Genomic DNA, 17,862 nt, shown 5'->3' with positions numbered 1-17,862 from the left:
GTTATCCTATGGGGGAAGGATTATAGTTCAGTATGTTACAACAACACCTGTTGAGCCCTTCCCCCAAACCCCCATCCCATTACGCTTTTTCAGAGGTTCCTTAACACAGCACCTTAACTTTCAGTTAAGACCAACTGCATTTACTTCCATCAGCAGGTGCTCTCTCTGTTGTCCAAACCAGCCTCTGCCATCTCTACGGCGCGGAATATTGCACGGCCCTTGTTCATGGTCTCTTTCCACTCCAGTTTTGGAATAGAGTCATGCACCACTCCAGCGCCTGCCTGGACGTGAAGTTCCCCATTTTTTATAACTGCTGTACGAATTGCTATCGCAGTATCCATGTTTCCATTCCAGCCAATATAGCCGACTGCTCCAGCATAAATTCCGCGCTTGACTGGTTCCAGCTCATCAATAATCTCCATGGCACGAATTTTTGGTGCCCCACTGACTGTTCCTGCAGGAAAAGTTGCACGTAGTGCATCCATTGCACTCATCCCCTTTTTCAGCTTTCCGGTGACATTTGAGACGATATGCATCACATGGGAGTAGCGCTCAATCTTCATATTCTCTGTCAGCTCAACTGTTCCAGTTTCAGCCACACGACCAACATCGTTGCGTCCAAGATCAATCAGCATAAGATGCTCTGCCAGCTCTTTTGGGTCTGCCAATAACTCTTTCTCGAGAACCAGATCCTCCTCTTCATTGTGACCTCGACGCCTTGTACCGGCAATCGGGCGCACTGTAACAATGCCATCTTCTACTCTGGTCAGAATTTCTGGGGATGAACCAACAACATGAAAATCACCCAGATCCAGGTAGTACATATAAGGGGACGGGTTAAGTGTACGCAGCGCACGATATAGATTAAGTGGTGGGGCATGAAACGGGATAGAGAGACGCTGCGAGATTACTACCTGCATCACATCACCCTCAACAATGTACTCCTTTATCTTCTCTACTGCATGCTCAAATTTGTCCTGACTGAACCCAGAGACAAAATCATCCTCCTTTACCCTGCGCCGTAGCCCCTCTCCCATAACTGGAATTGGTGTATTCAGTTTGGTAGCTATTTCATCAAGTCTCTGTTGCCCCTGCTGCCACGCATTCTGCTGTTTTGGATCAACATGGATAACAATGTGGAGCTTGCCACTAAGGTTGTCGAACACCAACACCTCTTCAGAGACCATTAGGATAATGTCGGGATTATCAAGAGGGTCCGCCTCTGGAATATCTGACAGGCGCTCTTCAATCAGGCGTACGGTATCGTAACCAAAGCAACCAACTAACCCGCCGGTAAACCTTGGCAGCCCATCACACTCGGCAACTTTGAAACGTGATCTATACTCCTCTATCCAGCTCAGCGGATCGCTGCTCTCCAGTGATTTAATATCCTCACCATCTGTTTCGATAGTAATTGCATGGCCATTAACCCGGATAACTGTCTTTGCCGGTAGCCCTATAATGGAGTAACGCCCCCATTTCTCTCCACCCTGCACTGACTCAAACAGGTAGCTCCATGGCCCCTCTGCAACCTTGCGATATGCCGACAGCGGTGTATCCAGGTCTGCCATGACCTCTCGGGTTAAAGGAATCCGGTTATATCCCTGCTGTATAGAGCTGTCTGCAAGATCCTGGAATGTTGATTGGTTCATTGAAAAAGTGACGGCAATTCAGCCATCGAATCAATTACTGCATCCGGGTTGGAGGTGCGAATATCCTCCCCATGGTTATAGCCGTATGACATACAGACGATCTCAAATCCGGCCGCTCTGGCTGCCTTTACATCACTTACTGAGTCTCCAACCATAAGTGCTTCATTTGGTGCAAGACCGAAGAAATTGGACACATGGAGCAGTGGCCCTGGATCGGGCTTTTTTACACTCAGGGTATCGCCACTCACCACTATCTCAAATGCATCTGCAATACCAAGATCATTCAGTAGCGGGTTTGTATAGCGTGCCGCCTTGTTGGTTACACAACCAAGGCGAACCGGCTGACTTTTGAGCCACTCCAGCCCCTCTTCAACACCTGGATAGAGCTGGCTACGCTTGCTGGTATTTTCTGCATAAAGCTCTGAAAATATAGGAAGCGCCTGTTCAAACAACTCTCCCTCAGGTTTACCATCCAGAGAATTGGTCAATGCGCGACCAACCAGTCGCTCCACACCATTCCCAACCCACTCACGCACTCTGCTCTCGCCGCGTGTTGGCATACCGATTTTGGACATCATCTCGTCCACACACCACGCCAGATCAGGAACACTGTCTACCAGTGTTCCATCAACATCGATCAACACCATACCGGGAAGCTTCAACTACTTGGCTCTCTATACAGACGCTTTAGCCAGCTCAGCGCGCATTTCTCCAATGACGCTATCGTAACGATTTGGATCAGAATCCTGCCCTGCACCAAATATCGCTGAACCTGCCACAAAGGTATCTGCTCCAGCCTCTCTGATTTCACGAATATTGTTAACCTTGACGCCGCCATCAATCTCCAGACGGATGTCATACCCGCTCTCATCAATCATCTTGCGGGCTGCACGTAACTTGTCCATGGTAGCCGGAATAAAGCTCTGCCCCCCAAAACCAGGGTTCACTGACATCAGCAACACCATATCAATCTTGTCCATTACATAATCAAGATGACTCAACGGGGTCGCAGGATTAAAGACCAAACCGGATTTGCAACCTTGCTCCTTGATCAATGCCAACGAGCGATCGATATGCTCTGAGGCCTCTGGATGAAATGTAATATAGGATGCCCCAGCCTTGGCAAAATCTGGAATAATTCTGTCCACCGGCTTTACCATCATATGTACATCAATCTCGGCAGTCACCCCATGACTACGTAGTGCATCACACACTAGAGGACCAATTGTAAGGTTTGGAACATAATGGTTGTCCATTACATCAAAGTGGACAACATCAGCACCTGCTGCCAACACCTTATCTACTTCATCTCCCAGTTTTGCAAAATCAGCCGACAGGATGGATGGGGCAATCAGATTATCTTTCATGTTTATTCCTTCAAAAATGAGTTAATCAAAATGGGAACTCTACAGGATGGGGGGATATTTTTCATTTCCCCAGGGGAAACTATTTTTTTCTGGATTCCTGAATTGCCTCATAGGCCATCCTGATCTGATGGGTCTTCTCTGTAGCCATTTTCATCATCTCTTCAGGCAATCCTTTCGCTACCAGCTTGTCAGGGTGATGCTGACTCATCAAGCGACGATAGGCACGCTTCACCTCCGCATCGGTTGCATCCTGTTTCAGACCAAGCGCCTTGTAAGCAGCGCTTAGCGTTGGTCTGTTTGATGACCCACGTTGAGTGCTACCACCAGATTTAACCATGGATTCCAGTTGATCATAGAGGGCGCGGGGAATACCCAGAATGGAGCTTATGTGGAGAAGAATCTTCTTCTCTGCAGGATGCAATACCCCATCCGCATAGGCTGCCTGGAGCTGAATCTCCATAAACATCTGGATTAATGTTGTACGCCTGCTTGTCTCTTGACGGAACTGATGAAGAAGGTCGTCCAGCGGGAAGCCTGCTCTCTTGCCCTCGTTAAACAGCTTCTCTGCTGCCTTGCGAAGATTGGCATCAAGCTGAAGGTGATCCATAACGGCACGTGCCATCTGAATTTCATCTGCCGTTACCTTTCCATCAGCTTTGGCCACATGCCCCATAACAGAGAATGTTGCGGTAAAGAACGCAGTCTGCACCCTCTGTTGATTGCCAATACCCCATCCACCAGACGATGAGGCGCTACGCATCCCTTTGTCAAAATTATGTCCAAATGAGGCGCCAATCAATGCGCCGAGCGGCCCGCCCAACATAAAGCCAAATGCACCACCCAATATTTTTCCTGCCCAACCCATACTGCTATCCTTTTAAGTTACCTATGGAGCCATTCCCCCAAAACCCCCATCCCATCAAGCTTTTTCAGAGGCTCCATGTTGTTCAAGTATGCCTGCATGAAAAATAAGTCTTGGCAGAGACTCTTCACCAAAATGGTCTATCTGAATTCTGCTGATTCCTGCGTTTGGCACATCTATACGGAACATTCTCTCCATTGGCATTCCCAGAACATGGCTAATAATCATCCTGATCACCCCTGCATGCCCCACCACCAACATATGCTCTCCTCGAAAATCATTAATTATCTGTTCCCACCGTACAGTAATCCGCTGAGAGAAATCACCAATGGTCTCTGCATCTGGTGGCGTATTATTTATTGGATCACTCCAGAAACGGCGAAGGGACTCAGGATCATCATCCATTAACTCCTTGGCACTTTTTCCCTCCCAGGCACCAAACCCAATCTCCATAAAATCCCGAATCTCTTCCATTGGAATCTGCTCTCTCTCCGCAAGCTCGACCGCAAACTCACGACAACGACTCAATGGTGATGTTAATACCCTGTTCCATGGCGCGAACTCCTCTACCACACTGCGCATCTGCTCCCACCCTCTCTTGCTGAGTGGATCATCAATATGCCCTCGATAGCGGCTTCCGCCCTCTGGCTCTCCATGACGAATAAGATCGACAGTGGTGAACTCCATGTTATCAGGCAGAGCTTGTGAAACCACTAACCACCATATCCAAACAGGATTAACAGCGCCAGGAAGGTTACCCATACAATCTCTGATCTTCTGACCATCTCCAACGCATCCCATACCTCTTGCAGATCAGCAGGCTCACTACTCTTTACAGGCTCTAGACGTATAGCACCCAGTCCTGAGTTTCGTAAAATATCACTGTTGCTGCTCCAGTCACCCGCATGCTCTCTGATATTGTGGAACGATGAGGAGAAATCCCCGACCATTGCATAACTTATCGCAACTATGTGTGCTGGTGGCCACGCCAGTAACTGATTTAGCTGCTGAATCATGGTTGGTTCGCCATCATCACTACTCTGAATATCTTCCAACATCAATCCAAGCCTGACCAGTAACCCTGCCGCCGGGCCAAAAAGAGCAAACCAGAATATTACCGAGAAGAGTCGAGAGTTTGCCTCTATCAAGACAGACTCAGTCAACGCTCTAACCACACCCTGTTTATCTTCTGGTAGCTCACCTTCAAGCATCCCCTCCGCATGGAGAAGTCCACCCTCGATATCATCTTTTGACCAACTCTCCAATATGCTCTCAACCTGCCCGCGGAGATCTCTGGGGCCTATGGATAGAACAAGAACAACCACGCTAAAAAGCATCTCAGGAAGCCATCCTCCATCAGCCATCCACCAGTTTAGCTGCTCCACTATAAGCAGAGGCACAAAAAGTATCAGCAGGGTTGTGGCTATACCAACCCACTCTCCCTGAACCGATTGATGACGAACCACCCAGCGCCCCCAGACAGAAAACCATCCCAGGTTTCTGTACTCATCCAGAACACGGTAGAAACGCTCAATTCCCAGGGTGATCAATATAGCCAACAGTGTCACAGTTTTGTCTCCATTTTCTCAAACAACCTCTCCCACTCAAAAGCCGGTCCAGGATCACTTTTTCTGCCTGGTGCGATATCCGAGTGACCAACAATTCTATCTTTAACAATCTGAGGATACTCTCTTTTTATTGCCGCAATCAAAGATGCCAGACGATTATATTGGATGTCTGTATAGGCGATATAATCACTCCCTTCCAACTCAACCCCTATTGAGAAGTCATTGCAACGCTCTCTTCCTCTGAAGGAGGATACTCCAGCATGCCAGGCACGTTTTGACAGTGGAACATATTGTACCAGTCGCCCATCACGATGAATGAGTAGATGTGCCGACACCCTCAGATCTTTTAATGCCTCAAGCTCCTGAACTTCTGTGGTATCCAGCTGGTTGGTAAACAGCTGATCTATGTACGGGGTTCCAAACTTACCAGCTGGCAAACTTATTCCATGAACAACCAGCAGATCAATCTCATCGCCATCAGGTCGCTCATCACAATTAGGTGATGAAACTTTATCTGCCTCAATGATCCAGCCACCACCATCAATAGAGAAAATCGAGGTATTCAAATCAGTCCTGGTTACAAGATTCAGAGATCTCACACATCCCCTTCAGAACCAGGTCGGTAAAGCTGACTATACCGACAACCTTCCTGTCATCCACTACCGGAGCTCGGGAGAGCTTGAAGCGTTCAAACAGCCTTGCGCAGTACCGAATATTCATATCCGAATCGACGGTGATGACTGGCTTGGACATGATCTCGTAGACATTGACACGTTCCGGAGCACGCCCTTTGGCCAGTACCAGTCTGGCGATATCGGAGATCAACAAGATCCCGAACTCATCATCATCATGGCGCTTGTCCACAATCAGTGATTTGTTCTCAACATGATTCATCTCAGTCAATGCCTCAGAGATTGTGGCAAGGCCATCAACCATATCGAAATTCTTCTTCATTACATCCTTTACGCGGACAACTTTTTCTCTTTCCATCATATTTGCTCCTCTACAACATCAGTCAAACTCTCGATCTGTTTCGAGATCCCAACCACATCCTCAATATCAATCTGGAAAACCACGCCTGTTCCCGGTTTACTGAAACCACCTACATCTCCAATGGTCTCCAGAATCTTTCTACTAAGGTGCTCCTCAACAATGAACATTATCATGTCTCGATTTGTCTCCAACGAGAGTCCGAAGAATGTCTTGGTTACTTTCAGCCCCTCTCCCCGTGTATGGTTGATTACTGTGGCGCCTGTTGCCCCGGCATTTCTGGCGGCATTGAGCACCGTTTCAGTTTTATTCTCTCCAACCAATGCGATCAATAATTTGAAATGCATTACTCTTCTCCTGTCATAATCAGCGTTTTAAAATACATAACCACTCACTCCCTATTTTTATACTTACGTGCACTCCATTCAGAGAGTTGCACATATCCCAAAACAGCAATAATCGGAAACAGACTGGCAAACGCAATCAGACCGAACCCATCCATCAACTCACTTCTCCCCGGCACGGAACTTGCGAGCCCCAACCCCAACGCAGCCACCAGCGGCACTGTTACCGTTGATGTTGTAACCCCCCCAGAATCATAAGCCAGTGCGGTAATAAATTTGGGAGCAAAATATGTCTGTATCATCACAATGACATAACCAGAAATAATAAAATAGTAGAGCGGTATACCAACCACAATTCGCCACGCTCCCAGGGAAATCCCAACTGCAACACCAATGGCAACCGCAACTCTTAAACCGTTCGCCTCAACCGTGCCACCGGACACGTCCTCTGCCTTCAGGGCTACAGCCAACAAGGATGGCTCTGCAATTGTTGTTGAAAAACCAATGGTTGCAGCAAAAAGATAGACCCAACCGTAGTCACTCCACAAAAGCTCAGCTACGGCATCACCTGACTCTCCACTGATAAATAGTGGGTCAGAGAGCTGTATTGCCATCTGTTCACCTAGTGGAAAAATCGCCTGATCCAGCCCCATCAAAAACAGTGAGAGGCCCAGCAAAACATAAAAGAAACCAACCAACACCTGGCGCAAGTTGGATATTGGTCTGCGAATAACCAAAAACTGAAAACCAAATATGATGACGACAATAGGAAACATGTCCCATGCTGTTGAGAGTAGTGAGTCGGAAAAAGATGCCAGAAAATCCACTCTAAATCACCATCCCGTATCCCATAACAAAGATCATGGGGGTAAGAGAGGCAAAGGCGATCAGTCCAAACCCGTCAGTCAGTGGATTTCTTCCACGGATACTACTGGCCAACCCCACACCCAATGCCGTCACCAGTGGCACTGTTACCGTTGAAGTAGTCACACCGCCTGCATCATAGGCAAGACCAATAATCTCATCTGGGGCAAATAGCGTCATGATCACAACCCCAACGTATCCTCCAATAATAAGATACTGTATTGGCCACCCTTTAAGAATCCTGATCACCCCCAACAGAATTGCCAGCCCTACTGAAAAAGCAACCGTATAACGCAACCCCAGCGCATACTCCATCTTCTCTTGGGAACTATTACCAATCATCCCCCCTACTGCAGCCACCTCTGACGCTTTCTCTGCCACAAGAATCAGTGCTGGCTCAGCAATCGTCGTCCCGAACCCAAGCAGAAAAGAGAATGCCATCAACCATGGAAGACTGCCTTTTCTGGCCAATGCCTCCGCCATACCTTCTCCCACAGGAAACAGCCCCATCTCAAGACCATAGATAAAGAAGGTTAACCCCAGCACCACCAGAAAAAGTCCTGCTACAATAGCTGATATATTCTCTATCGGTTGCTGCAGAATGGCCATCTGAAAAAATCCGATCACCAGTATGATCGGTGCCAGATCACGCAAACTTCCAAATAGCGTATGCAGAAAGCCACGAAATGATTCATTCATGACTGAGGACTATACCACTAGAGGCAACGCCCGTACCCATGGATGCAGATCCTTAATCGTGACTTGAAGATCTCTGGTCGCAACAGCTATTATTTTACTGACAATGAATAGCACCCATAAACAAAACATCTTCCCTGCTGGTTGGCCAGGTGGATACACCCTGATTGAGACACTGATCTCTCTTTTCCTGCTTACGACAGCACTACTTGGACTTGCTGCTCTTTACGCCATATCACTAAAGTCATCACATGGAGCAACCATGCACGATCTGGCCACCATGCAGGGGATGGGTATGGTGGAGAGAATCAGAGCCAACCCGTCTGCGGTTGATGCGGGCACCTATCTTGGTCTCTCAGGAGAGCCGTCAGGAACAGATTGCACAACAGCGCACTGTGACCCTGAAAATATGGCCAGATTTGATTTCCGAGAATGGAACCGGCAAAACGCCAGCATGCTCCCATCTGGGACTGGCGATATTAGCAATCCTGCAGGCAACATGTATCAAGTAACTATTACATGGGCAGATGGTGAGGCTACTCCATCCTACTCGCTCACTTTTTATCCTCGATAATGTCAACTTCTACTGATAGTAGTGGTTTTACTCTTGTTGAACTACTGGTCTCAATTACCCTGGGAATTACTATACTACTCACAACAACCCAGCTATTTGTTGATAGCAGAGAGAGCTTTCAATATGAACAGCAGTGGCTTGATCTACATGAGAGAGGCCGTCATCTTGTCCAGTTCCTATCTGCAGAGATCAAAAAAATTGGGTACCCTGCCGACAGTTTCTCTGGAACGGCTCTATCAGCCACTGATGACAGTGGTGAAAAGAGCAGTGACTCTCTAACCATTAGCTACCAAGGGGCAAAAGATTGTGCCGGATCATCCTCTACTACTGTTTTATACTATCTGGATAACAGTAATTTTATGTGCAATGGGAATGGCTCCTCATCACCATCCCCACAGACACTAACCAGTTATATTGATGGGTTACAGTTTCGTTTTGGTATCGACCTTGATGAAGATGGCTCAATTGATCGCTATCTGGATGCCAACGATATCTCTGATTGGGACAAGGTGGATACTATTCAGGTTGCGATACTGCTAAAGAGCCAACTTGCTGTACGACAAGCCAGTGACACGAGCAGTTATGACCTTCTTGGAATTACCCATGGCCCTTTTAATGATAAATATCTGCGCACTATCTATCAAACAACAACTCAGCTGAGAAACCGTTAAGGAGGCTGAAAAAACCCAATCTTCGTCATTCCCACAATAAAAAAGCCCGCAGTTGCGGGCTTTTTTAATAACAGCAGAAAACTGATCAGTTGATCTTTGGATCAAGCTCGCCAGATCCATAACGACCAAACATAACCTCAAGCGAAGTTGGCTTGATCTTGTCTGCCATACCCTCACAACCAAACTCCTGGTAACGATTCTTGCAGATCTCTTTCATTCCATTGGTTGCCTCTTTGAGGAACTTGCGTGGATCAAAGTTGGATGCATTCTCCTGAAGATGGCGGCGCACAGAACCGGTAGATGCCATACGCAGATCAGTATCAATATTTACCTTGCGCACACCATTCTTGATTCCCTCCACAATCTCAGAAACCGGAACACCATAGGTCTGGCCCATATCTCCACCGAAGTCATTGATAATCTTCAACCACTCCTGAGGTACTGAAGATGAACCGTGCATAACCAGATGAGTATCTGGAATTCGTGCATTGATCTCCTTGATTCGATCAATTCGCAACACCTCACCGGTTGGCTCCTGGGTAAACTTGTAGGCACCATGAGAGGTACCGATAGCGATTGCCAGAGCATCAACCCCGGTCTCTTTTACAAAAGTTGCAGCCTCTTCAGGATCAGTCAGCAACATATCCAGATCAAGCTTGCCCTCTGCACCGTGGCCATCTTCCTCACCCATCTCACCAGTCTCCAGTGATCCGAGACAACCCAACTCACCCTCAACAGATACACCGCCAGCATGAGCCATATCTACAACTGTCTTTGTAACATCAACGTTGTACTCGAACGTTGATGGGGTCTTGCAGTCTGCCATCAGTGAGCCATCCATCATGACCGAGGTAAAACCGGACTGAATGGAACGCAGGCAGATTGCTGGTTCAGAGCCATGGTCCTGATGCATAACAACAGGAATATGCGGATACATCTCAACCGCAGCAGAGATCAGATGACGCAGGAATGGCTCACCTGCATAAGAACGCGCACCAGCAGAACCCTGCATGATTACGGGACTATTAGTCTCATCTGCAGCCTGCATAATTGCATGCACCTGCTCCATATTATTAACGTTGAATGCAGGCATTCCATAGCCATTTTCAGCCGCATGATCCAGCAATTGACGCATTGAAATCAGCATCGATCTTCTCCTTAAATTAACTTAAAACAATCAAATATAACAATTAACAAAACAGTAACTATACAGATCAACGCTGCATAGTTACGAAATAACTCTTTCTCCAACACGACAGATCTTCATCGTATTTGTCCCTCCACCTTCACCTACCAAATCCCCCTTGGTAAGAATTACAGTATCTTTTGTTCTTACAACCCCTCTGCGGGTCAGCTCATCAATCATCTCCTGATTCACCTCATCCTTGCTCTTGTTAGTCAAATCGAAACTCACAGGATAAACTCCTCTATAGAGGGTAACCTTGCGACGAGTCTGCAGATTGCGTGTCATTGCAAAGATAGGGATACCAGAGCTGATCCTCGACATCCAGAGTGCTGTGGCGCCGGACTCGGTCAGTGAGGCAATCGCCTTTACACCAAGATGGTTGGCTGTATACATTGCAGCCATCGCAATAGCCTCATCTCGACGAGTAAAATGTTCATTCATTCTATGGCCGGAGACCTTGGCGACACGCTGCTGTTCAGCTTCCAGACAGATCTCTGCCATCGCCTCAACCACCTTCTCAGGGTATTTTCCAACTGCAGTCTCTCCAGAGAGCATCACGGCATCAGTGCCATCCAGTACTGCATTGGCTACATCAAAGACCTCGGCACGAGTGGGAATTGGATTCTCAATCATGCTCTCCATCATCTGAGTAGCAGTAATTGCAATACGATCCATGGAGCGGGCCAATTTAATCAACCGTTTCTGTACAGGAGGGAGAGATGCATCACCTATCTCCACACCCAGATCACCGCGGGCAATCATAATTCCATCAGATTCCGCAACAATATCATCAGCCACAGAGATTGCCTCTGCCCTCTCTATCTTGGAGATAATTCCACAGTTGCCCCAGTTTGCCTCTTCCAGCAGTTTTCTGGCCTCACGAACATCCTCTGCACTACGAACAAAAGAGACAGCTATATAGTCAGCCTGCATCTTTGCAGCAATCTTGAGGTCGTTTTTATCTTTCTCAGTCAATGCGCAGGCAGAGAGCCCTCCACCCTGCAGGTTAATACCTTTATTATCAGAGAGTTTTCCGCCTGTTGTCACCCTGCAGCAGATCTTTCTCTCATCAATCTCGGAGACCCAGAGAACAATTCGTCCATCATCAAGCAACAGGGAATCACCTCTGGATACATCTTTATGGAGGCTCTTGTAGGTTGATCCTACAGCTTGTTGATGTCCAGAATCAATATCCAGATCCATATCAACACAGAACCGATCTCCCTCAACAAGTTCAATCTTGCCATTCTCAAAGCGTCCTATACGAATCTTTGGCCCTTGCAGATCGGCAATTACACCAACCTGTCTACCATGAGCACGTGCACGATTACGAACAGCCTCGGCACGCTTCAGGTGATCCTCCTCTGTACCATGAGAGAAGTTCAGCCGTACTACATCAATGCCAGCCTCAATAAGCCTGTCCAGCGATTCTGGTGAATCCGTTGCCGGACCAAGAGTTGCAATGATTTTTGTACGTCTTAGCATACTGTTCCCACCATAAGGATAAATGAAGCTCCCATTCTATCCTTTTGCGCGCTCTTCGAGAATAGCTACTGCAGGTAACTTTTTACCTTCAAGAAACTCAAGGAATGCACCGCCACCAGTGGAAATATAGGAGACCTTGTCGGAAATACCATATTTGTCCACTGCTGCCAGGGTATCACCACCACCAGCAATGGAGAATGCATCAGAGTTGGCAATAGCCATTCCAAGTGACTTGGTGCCCTCACCAAACTGGTCAAACTCAAAAACTCCAACCGGGCCATTCCAGACAACTGTACCAGCAACCTTCATCATCTCTGCAAAACGGGCTGAAGTTTCTGGGCCGATATCAAAAATCATATCATCATCTTCAACATCCTCAACCTTCTTGACTATTGCCTCGGCAGACTCGGAGAATTCCTTGCCAACCACTACATCAGTTGGCACAGGAATCTCGCCGCCCTTGGCCTTTGCTGCATCCATCAGGCGCTGAGCTTCAGGAATCAGATTCTCTTCAAACAAGGATTTACCAACATTATGCCCTGCAGCTGCAATAAATGTATTGGCAATACCCCCGCCAGGAATAAGCTGATCAACCACACCAGAAAGTGACTCCAAAACAGTCAGCTTGGTAGAGACCTTGGAGCCACCAACAATGGCGGCCATTGGGCGCGCTGGATTATCCAGAGCCTTACCCAGTGCATCCAGCTCACCAGCCAATAGAGGTCCGGCACAGGCAGCAGGTGCGGCACTGGCAACACCATGAGTAGAGGCCTGTGCACGATGTGCAGTACCAAATGCGTCCATTACATAAAGATCACAGAGAGATGCATATTTTGCAGATAGCGCCTCATCATTTTTCTTCTCACCCACATTAAAGCGAACATTCTCCAACAGCACCACATCCCCATCATTCATGGATGGTGCGCCGTCCAGATAATCGGTAACCAGTGCAACCTCTCTGCCCAAAGCATCTGCCAGGTAATCGGCAACTGGCTTCAGAGAAAACTCTGCAGCAGGCTCACCCTCTGTTGGACGTCCCAGATGAGACATCAGCATCACCTGTGCACCTGCCTTGATACAGTGCTCGATAGTGGGCATGGATGCACGAATGCGCTTATCACTGCTCACCTTGCCATCCTTGATCGGCACATTGAGATCCTGACGAATCAATACACGTTTACCCGCAAGCTCCAGTTCGGTCATCTTGATTACAGACATTCTATTACTCCTGAATATTTAAAAGTTTTTTGCAAAATTTCATTTTGCGAAAAACTCTATTGGTTTAAGTGGTCCCAAAACAAATCAGCCCCCAATATTGGGGGCTGATCTATCACATATTCAACTTAGTTATTTGCAACGTGCTGAACAAAACGCATCATGTTGCAGGTGTATCCGTACTCATTGTCGTACCAGGAGACCACCTTCACAAAAGTTCCGTCCAGTGCAATACCAGCCTCGGAATCAAAGATTGATGACTGGCTGATTCCACGGAAGTCTGTAGAGACAACCTTCTCATCAGTATAACCAAGAGTACCCTTCATCTCGCCTTCAGATGCTTCCTTCATTGCAGCACAGATATCATCGTAGCTTGCCTCGTTATCCAGCTCTACAGTCAGATCAACAACAGATACGTCAGAAGTAGGTACACGGAAAGCCATACCGGTCAGCTTGCCATTCAGCTCAGGAAGAACAACACCTACAGCCTTTGCAGCACCAGTAGAAGAGGGAATCATGTTCTCCAAGATTCCACGACCACCGCGCCAATCCTTCATGGATGGGCCATCAACAGTCTTCTGAGTAGCAGTTGCGGCGTGAACAGTAGTCATCAGACCACGCTTCAGGCCCCACTTGTCATTAAGAACCTTGGCAACAGGAGCCAGACAGTTGGTAGTACAAGATGCGGCTGAGACAATAGCCTGACCTGCGTATGTATTATGGTTTACCCCATATACAAACATTGGAGTGCCATCCTTGGATGGGGCAGACTGCACAACCTTCTTGGCACCAGCATCAATATGCTTCTGACAACCCTCTTCAGTCAGGAAGAAACCGGTAGAGTCAACAACCAGATCAGCGCCAACCTCATCCCACTTAAGATCAGCAGGATCACGCTCAGCAGTGAGGCGAATCTTGCGTCCATCAACAATCAGGGCACCCTCTTCAGAGGAGACTTCACCACTGAAACGACCATGTACTGAGTCATACTTCAGCATATAGGCAAGGTATTCAGCATCAAGCAGATCATTTACCCCAACAATCTCGATGTCATTGAACTCAGCCTCATCATAAACGGCACGAAAAACCATACGGCCAATACGGCCAAATCCATTAATTCCGACTTTAATTGTCATCTCTTTTACTCCTTAAAAATTAACCTAAAACTTTCTTTGCAGTAGCAACCACGTTGTCTACCGTAAATCCAAACTGTTCAAACAGCTGACCAGCTGGTGCAGATTCACCAAATGAGTCCATACAGACCACAGCCCCCTCAAGACCAACATACTTGTGCCAACCATTGTCCACACCAGCCTCGATAGCTACACGCTTCACACCAGGGGTAAGGACAGAATCCTTATAAGCCTGATCCTGTACATCAAATGCATCTGTTGATGGCATGGATACAACACGCACATTAACGTCACCCATTGCTGCAGCAGAATCAACTGCCAGACCAACCTCAGAACCGGTTGCAATCATGATCAGATCTGCATCACCAGCACAGTCCTTAATTACGTAACCACCCTTCTCAATATTTTTGAGCTGCTCAGCACTGCGCTCCATTGGAGTCAGGTTCTGACGCGAGAAGACCAGTGCAGTCGGAGCATCACCACGGAGCATTGCCATCTTCCAGGAGACTGCAGACTCGATTGCATCACATGCTCTCCAGGTCTGGAAGTTAGGTATTGCACGCATTGTTGCCAACTGCTCAACAGGCTGATGGGTAGGACCGTCCTCACCCAGACCGATAGAGTCATGGGTATACACATAGATGGTACCGATCTTCATCAATGCAGACATACGCAGTGCGTTGCGCATGAACTCCATGAACATGAAGAAGGTGGCACCGTAAACCTTGAAGCCACCATGCAGAACCATGCCGTTCATCATGTGCGCCATACCAAACTCACGTACGCCCCAAGAGATATAGTTGCCTTTCGCATTGTCTGGAGTGACTTTCACCGTACGAGACCAGTTAGTCAGGTTGGATCCGGTCAGGTCAGCAGAACCGCCAAACAACTCAGGAACGATTGGTCCCATCGCCTCGATGGCATTCTGGGACGCCTTGCGAGAGGCAATATTTGGCATATCCGCCTGAGTCTGGTTGATGAATTTATCCATCTCCACCTCAAAGTTGGCAGGTAGATCACCAGCCATTCGACGCTCAAACTCTGCTGCTTCGGTAGGATACTCTGCTTTATAGGCATCAAAACGAACCTGCCAGGCAGCCTCGTCGGCCTTGCCCTGCTCCTTATGGTCCCAACCAGCGTAAACCTCTTCTGGAATCTCAAATGGGCCATGCTCCCAGCCCAACTCCTTGCGGGTTGCTGCAATTTCATCATCACCCAGTGGGGCACCATGACAGTCATGTGTACCACACAGATTTGGCGAACCAAACCCAATCGTTGTACGTGCACAAATCAGGGAAGGCTTGGATGTCTCACCCTTTGCTGCCTCAATTGCGGCGCTGATTGCCTCTGCATCGTGACCATCTACATCACGAATTACATGCCAGCCATATGACTCAAAACGTCCGCCAACATCCTTCTCCATCCAGTCGGAGATATGGCCATCAATGGATATATCGTTGTCATCCCAAACCGCGATCAGCTTGCCCAGACCGAGCGTCCCCGCCATTGCACAGGCCTCGTGGGAGAGCCCTTCCATCAAACAGCCATCACCCATAAATACATAGGTGTTGTGGTCTACAATCTTGCGGTCTGGCTTGTTGAATTCTGCTGCCAGCGTACGCTCCGCAATTGCCATGCCAACCGCATTGGTAATTCCTTGTCCGAGGGGACCAGTTGTAGTCTCAATACCGTCCGCATAACCATATTCAGGATGGCCTGCTGTTTTGGCATGAAGCTGACGGAAATTCTTGATGTCCTGCATACTTAGATCAAACCCGGACAGATGAAGCAGAGAGTAGATCAACATTGAGCCATGACCATTGGACAAAACAAAACGGTCGCGATCCGCCCACTTGGCATTGGTTGGGTTGAACTTCATATGTCCATTCCACAAAACCTCAGCGATATCAGCCATACCCATTGGGGCACCTGGATGTCCGGAATTGGCCTTCTGTACTGCATCCATGCTCAATGCACGAATTGCATTGGCCAGTTCTCTTCTTGATGACATAACTAACTTCTCCCTTCTCTGCAAGAAATCAACACCTCTGGCAAACTCATTGAGTTATACCCGAAGCAGGGTTTACAAAAATCTTTATGCCGATCTATTCGGCACGAATGAACGGTGCATTTTCACTCAGTAGAGGCATCGGATCAACCAATGAGAATGATATGGGCATTCAGAATTTTGGATTACCCCATTATAGAAAGTAACCCCAAAAACAAATACAGATCAAAAACAATATGTTACATAAATATTGCTCTTACTCATCTTTCCATTTGATGGAACAACCCATGCTTGGAATTTGCTCTTTTGGACCAGATCCACTCTCCGCAACCTCTCTCATCGCCTCAAAAAGGTCCCGACGCACCCCCTCCAGAGCAGTCTCTTTTCGACTCTCATCCAGTCGGCCACGATACTGAAGAGTTAAATTCGCGTTATATCCGAAAAAATCCGGGGTACAAACCGCACCAAACGCCTTGGCCACCTCCTGACTCTCATCAAGCAGATACGGAAACGAAAAATCAAACTCCTCGGCAATTCTTTTCATGTTCTCAGGAGAGTCTTCCTCATACTGGGTTGGATCATTTGACATGATCGCAACACTATGTACCCCCATAGACTTCAGCTCTCTGGTGTCTCTTACCAGACGCTCACGAATGGCCTTAACATAGGGACAATGGTTACATATAAACATGACCAACAAACCGTTGTCACCCTTAAGACTCTCTGGCGTCCATAACGAACCATAGACATCAGGCAGCTCAAAATCTGGTAGCACTACACCAAACTCACAAACAGGCGTCTCCAGACTAACCATAACTACAATCTCCTTATTATGTTTTTTTGCCAATTCTACAAAATACCTGACAAAAAAACTTGACAGAAAAACTGCCAATCATGGAGAATCCTCCTCAGCGCTGATTTGAGCTCAGCTTGCGAGCGCTATAAAAATACGGCTAAAGCGATGCAGGTCAGAATTCAAAAGCCCGCACGCCAACTGGTTGAGCGGGTTTTTTTATGGAGAGATAGACCGACATGAGTAACGATATAAACAATACAGCGCTTTTCACCTCGGAGTCAGTATCCGAGGGGCACCCCGACAAAATGGCTGATCAGATATCTGATGCCGTGCTGGACGCGCTATTGAAGGAAGACATTCACTCACGCGTTGCCTGTGAGACCATGGTCAAGACCGGCATGGTTGTTCTGGCCGGTGAGATCACCACCAATGCATGGGTTGATACCGAGGA

20 protein-coding genes and 1 riboswitch are annotated in these 17,862 nt (G+C 47.7%); of the genes, 3 read left to right on the top strand and 17 right to left on the bottom strand.

Features of this window, described 5'->3' with window-relative positions:
- Nucleotides 1-149: 149 nt before the first annotated feature.
- The 11 genes from trpE to AC3ZFK_RS04620 all read right to left on the bottom strand — a co-directional run bounded on the left by trpE (nucleotide 150) and on the right by AC3ZFK_RS04620 (nucleotide 8,346).
- A complete protein-coding gene (trpE, locus tag AC3ZFK_RS04670) occupies nucleotides 150-1,652 on the bottom strand; it encodes an anthranilate synthase component I (protein ID WP_487506904.1) in 1,503 nt (500 codons plus the stop codon).
- A complete protein-coding gene (locus tag AC3ZFK_RS04665) occupies nucleotides 1,649-2,299 on the bottom strand; it encodes a phosphoglycolate phosphatase (protein ID WP_487506930.1) in 651 nt (216 codons plus the stop codon). Before AC3ZFK_RS04665 ends, trpE begins: the two co-directional genes overlap by 4 nt.
- A 27-nt stretch (nucleotides 2,300-2,326) precedes the next feature.
- Nucleotides 2,327-3,019, bottom strand: coding sequence for a ribulose-phosphate 3-epimerase (gene rpe, locus AC3ZFK_RS04660; RefSeq protein WP_487506903.1), 693 nt, complete (start codon nucleotides 3,017-3,019; stop codon nucleotides 2,327-2,329).
- Nucleotides 3,020-3,098: 79 nt separating this feature from the next.
- Entirely contained in the window at nucleotides 3,099-3,884 is a 786-nt protein-coding gene (djlA, locus tag AC3ZFK_RS04655; protein WP_487506902.1) for a co-chaperone DjlA, read from the bottom strand.
- Between the two features lie 54 nt (nucleotides 3,885-3,938).
- Nucleotides 3,939-4,595 (bottom strand): alpha-ribazole phosphatase, encoded by a 657-nt coding sequence (gene cobC, locus AC3ZFK_RS04650; protein WP_487506901.1) that lies wholly within the window; start codon nucleotides 4,593-4,595, stop codon nucleotides 3,939-3,941.
- A complete protein-coding gene (gene ampE, locus AC3ZFK_RS04645) occupies nucleotides 4,595-5,449 on the bottom strand; it encodes a regulatory signaling modulator protein AmpE (RefSeq protein ID WP_487506900.1) in 855 nt (284 codons plus the stop codon). Before ampE ends, cobC begins: the two co-directional genes overlap by 1 nt.
- Complete coding sequence (gene ampD / locus AC3ZFK_RS04640) at nucleotides 5,446-6,015, bottom strand: 1,6-anhydro-N-acetylmuramyl-L-alanine amidase AmpD (protein ID WP_487506899.1); 570 nt, start codon at nucleotides 6,013-6,015, stop codon at nucleotides 5,446-5,448. Before ampD ends, ampE begins: the two co-directional genes overlap by 4 nt.
- A 1-nt stretch (nucleotide 6,016) precedes the next feature.
- Nucleotides 6,017-6,439, bottom strand: coding sequence for a CBS domain-containing protein (locus tag AC3ZFK_RS04635; protein WP_487506898.1), 423 nt, complete (start codon nucleotides 6,437-6,439; stop codon nucleotides 6,017-6,019).
- Nucleotides 6,439-6,786, bottom strand: a complete 348-nt coding sequence (locus AC3ZFK_RS04630; RefSeq protein WP_487506897.1) for a P-II family nitrogen regulator — start codon at nucleotides 6,784-6,786, stop codon at nucleotides 6,439-6,441. The genes AC3ZFK_RS04635 and AC3ZFK_RS04630 overlap by 1 nt, the downstream gene beginning before the upstream one ends.
- 44 nt (nucleotides 6,787-6,830) lie before the next feature.
- The gene (locus tag AC3ZFK_RS04625; protein ID WP_487506929.1) at nucleotides 6,831-7,559 is read right to left on the bottom strand and encodes a DUF1538 domain-containing protein; all 729 of its coding nucleotides are present in this window, start codon (nucleotides 7,557-7,559) and stop codon (nucleotides 6,831-6,833) included.
- Between the two features lie 52 nt (nucleotides 7,560-7,611).
- A complete protein-coding gene (locus AC3ZFK_RS04620) occupies nucleotides 7,612-8,346 on the bottom strand; it encodes a DUF1538 family protein (protein ID WP_487506896.1) in 735 nt (244 codons plus the stop codon).
- Nucleotides 8,347-8,449: 103 nt separating this feature from the next.
- Between AC3ZFK_RS04620 and pilV the strand changes: the two genes are divergently transcribed.
- Complete coding sequence (gene pilV, locus AC3ZFK_RS04615; protein ID WP_487506895.1) at nucleotides 8,450-8,917, top strand: type IV pilus modification protein PilV; 468 nt, start codon at nucleotides 8,450-8,452, stop codon at nucleotides 8,915-8,917.
- Nucleotides 8,917-9,588 (top strand): PilW family protein, encoded by a 672-nt coding sequence (locus AC3ZFK_RS04610; protein ID WP_487506894.1) that lies wholly within the window; start codon nucleotides 8,917-8,919, stop codon nucleotides 9,586-9,588. The genes pilV and AC3ZFK_RS04610 overlap by 1 nt, the downstream gene beginning before the upstream one ends.
- Nucleotides 9,589-9,673: 85 nt before the next feature.
- On the opposite strand, the gene fba is transcribed toward AC3ZFK_RS04610, so the two are convergent.
- The 6 genes from fba to AC3ZFK_RS04580 all read right to left on the bottom strand — a co-directional run bounded on the left by fba (nucleotide 9,674) and on the right by AC3ZFK_RS04580 (nucleotide 17,429).
- Nucleotides 9,674-10,735 carry a class II fructose-bisphosphate aldolase gene (gene fba, locus AC3ZFK_RS04605; RefSeq protein ID WP_487506893.1) on the bottom strand — a complete coding sequence of 354 codons (1,062 nt, stop codon included), beginning with the start codon at nucleotides 10,733-10,735 and terminating at the stop codon, nucleotides 9,674-9,676.
- A gap of 81 nt (nucleotides 10,736-10,816) precedes the next feature.
- Complete coding sequence (pyk, locus tag AC3ZFK_RS04600) at nucleotides 10,817-12,259, bottom strand: pyruvate kinase (protein WP_487506892.1); 1,443 nt, start codon at nucleotides 12,257-12,259, stop codon at nucleotides 10,817-10,819.
- 36 nt (nucleotides 12,260-12,295) lie between these two features.
- Nucleotides 12,296-13,477 carry a phosphoglycerate kinase gene (locus AC3ZFK_RS04595; RefSeq protein WP_487506891.1) on the bottom strand — a complete coding sequence of 394 codons (1,182 nt, stop codon included), beginning with the start codon at nucleotides 13,475-13,477 and terminating at the stop codon, nucleotides 12,296-12,298.
- Between the two features lie 125 nt (nucleotides 13,478-13,602).
- Nucleotides 13,603-14,610 carry a type I glyceraldehyde-3-phosphate dehydrogenase gene (gap, locus tag AC3ZFK_RS04590; RefSeq protein ID WP_487506890.1) on the bottom strand — a complete coding sequence of 336 codons (1,008 nt, stop codon included), beginning with the start codon at nucleotides 14,608-14,610 and terminating at the stop codon, nucleotides 13,603-13,605.
- A gap of 19 nt (nucleotides 14,611-14,629) precedes the next feature.
- Nucleotides 14,630-16,618 (bottom strand): transketolase, encoded by a 1,989-nt coding sequence (gene tkt, locus AC3ZFK_RS04585; RefSeq protein ID WP_487506889.1) that lies wholly within the window; start codon nucleotides 16,616-16,618, stop codon nucleotides 14,630-14,632.
- A 253-nt stretch (nucleotides 16,619-16,871) separates the two neighbouring features.
- Entirely contained in the window at nucleotides 16,872-17,429 is a 558-nt protein-coding gene (locus tag AC3ZFK_RS04580) for a thioredoxin family protein (protein WP_487506888.1), read from the bottom strand.
- An 87-nt stretch (nucleotides 17,430-17,516) separates the two neighbouring features.
- Nucleotides 17,517-17,593, top strand: a riboswitch (SAM riboswitch).
- 54 nt (nucleotides 17,594-17,647) lie between these two features.
- On the opposite strand from AC3ZFK_RS04580, the gene AC3ZFK_RS04575 reads away from it, so the two are divergent.
- A partial coding sequence (locus AC3ZFK_RS04575) for an S-adenosylmethionine synthetase N-terminal domain-containing protein (RefSeq protein ID WP_489433738.1) occupies nucleotides 17,648-17,862 on the top strand: 215 nt, incomplete at its 3' end.

The organism is Candidatus Thiopontia autotrophica, assembly GCF_982804495.1.
Note: the sequence above shows the minus strand (reverse complement) of the source record. Positions and strands in the feature narration are given on the sequence as shown.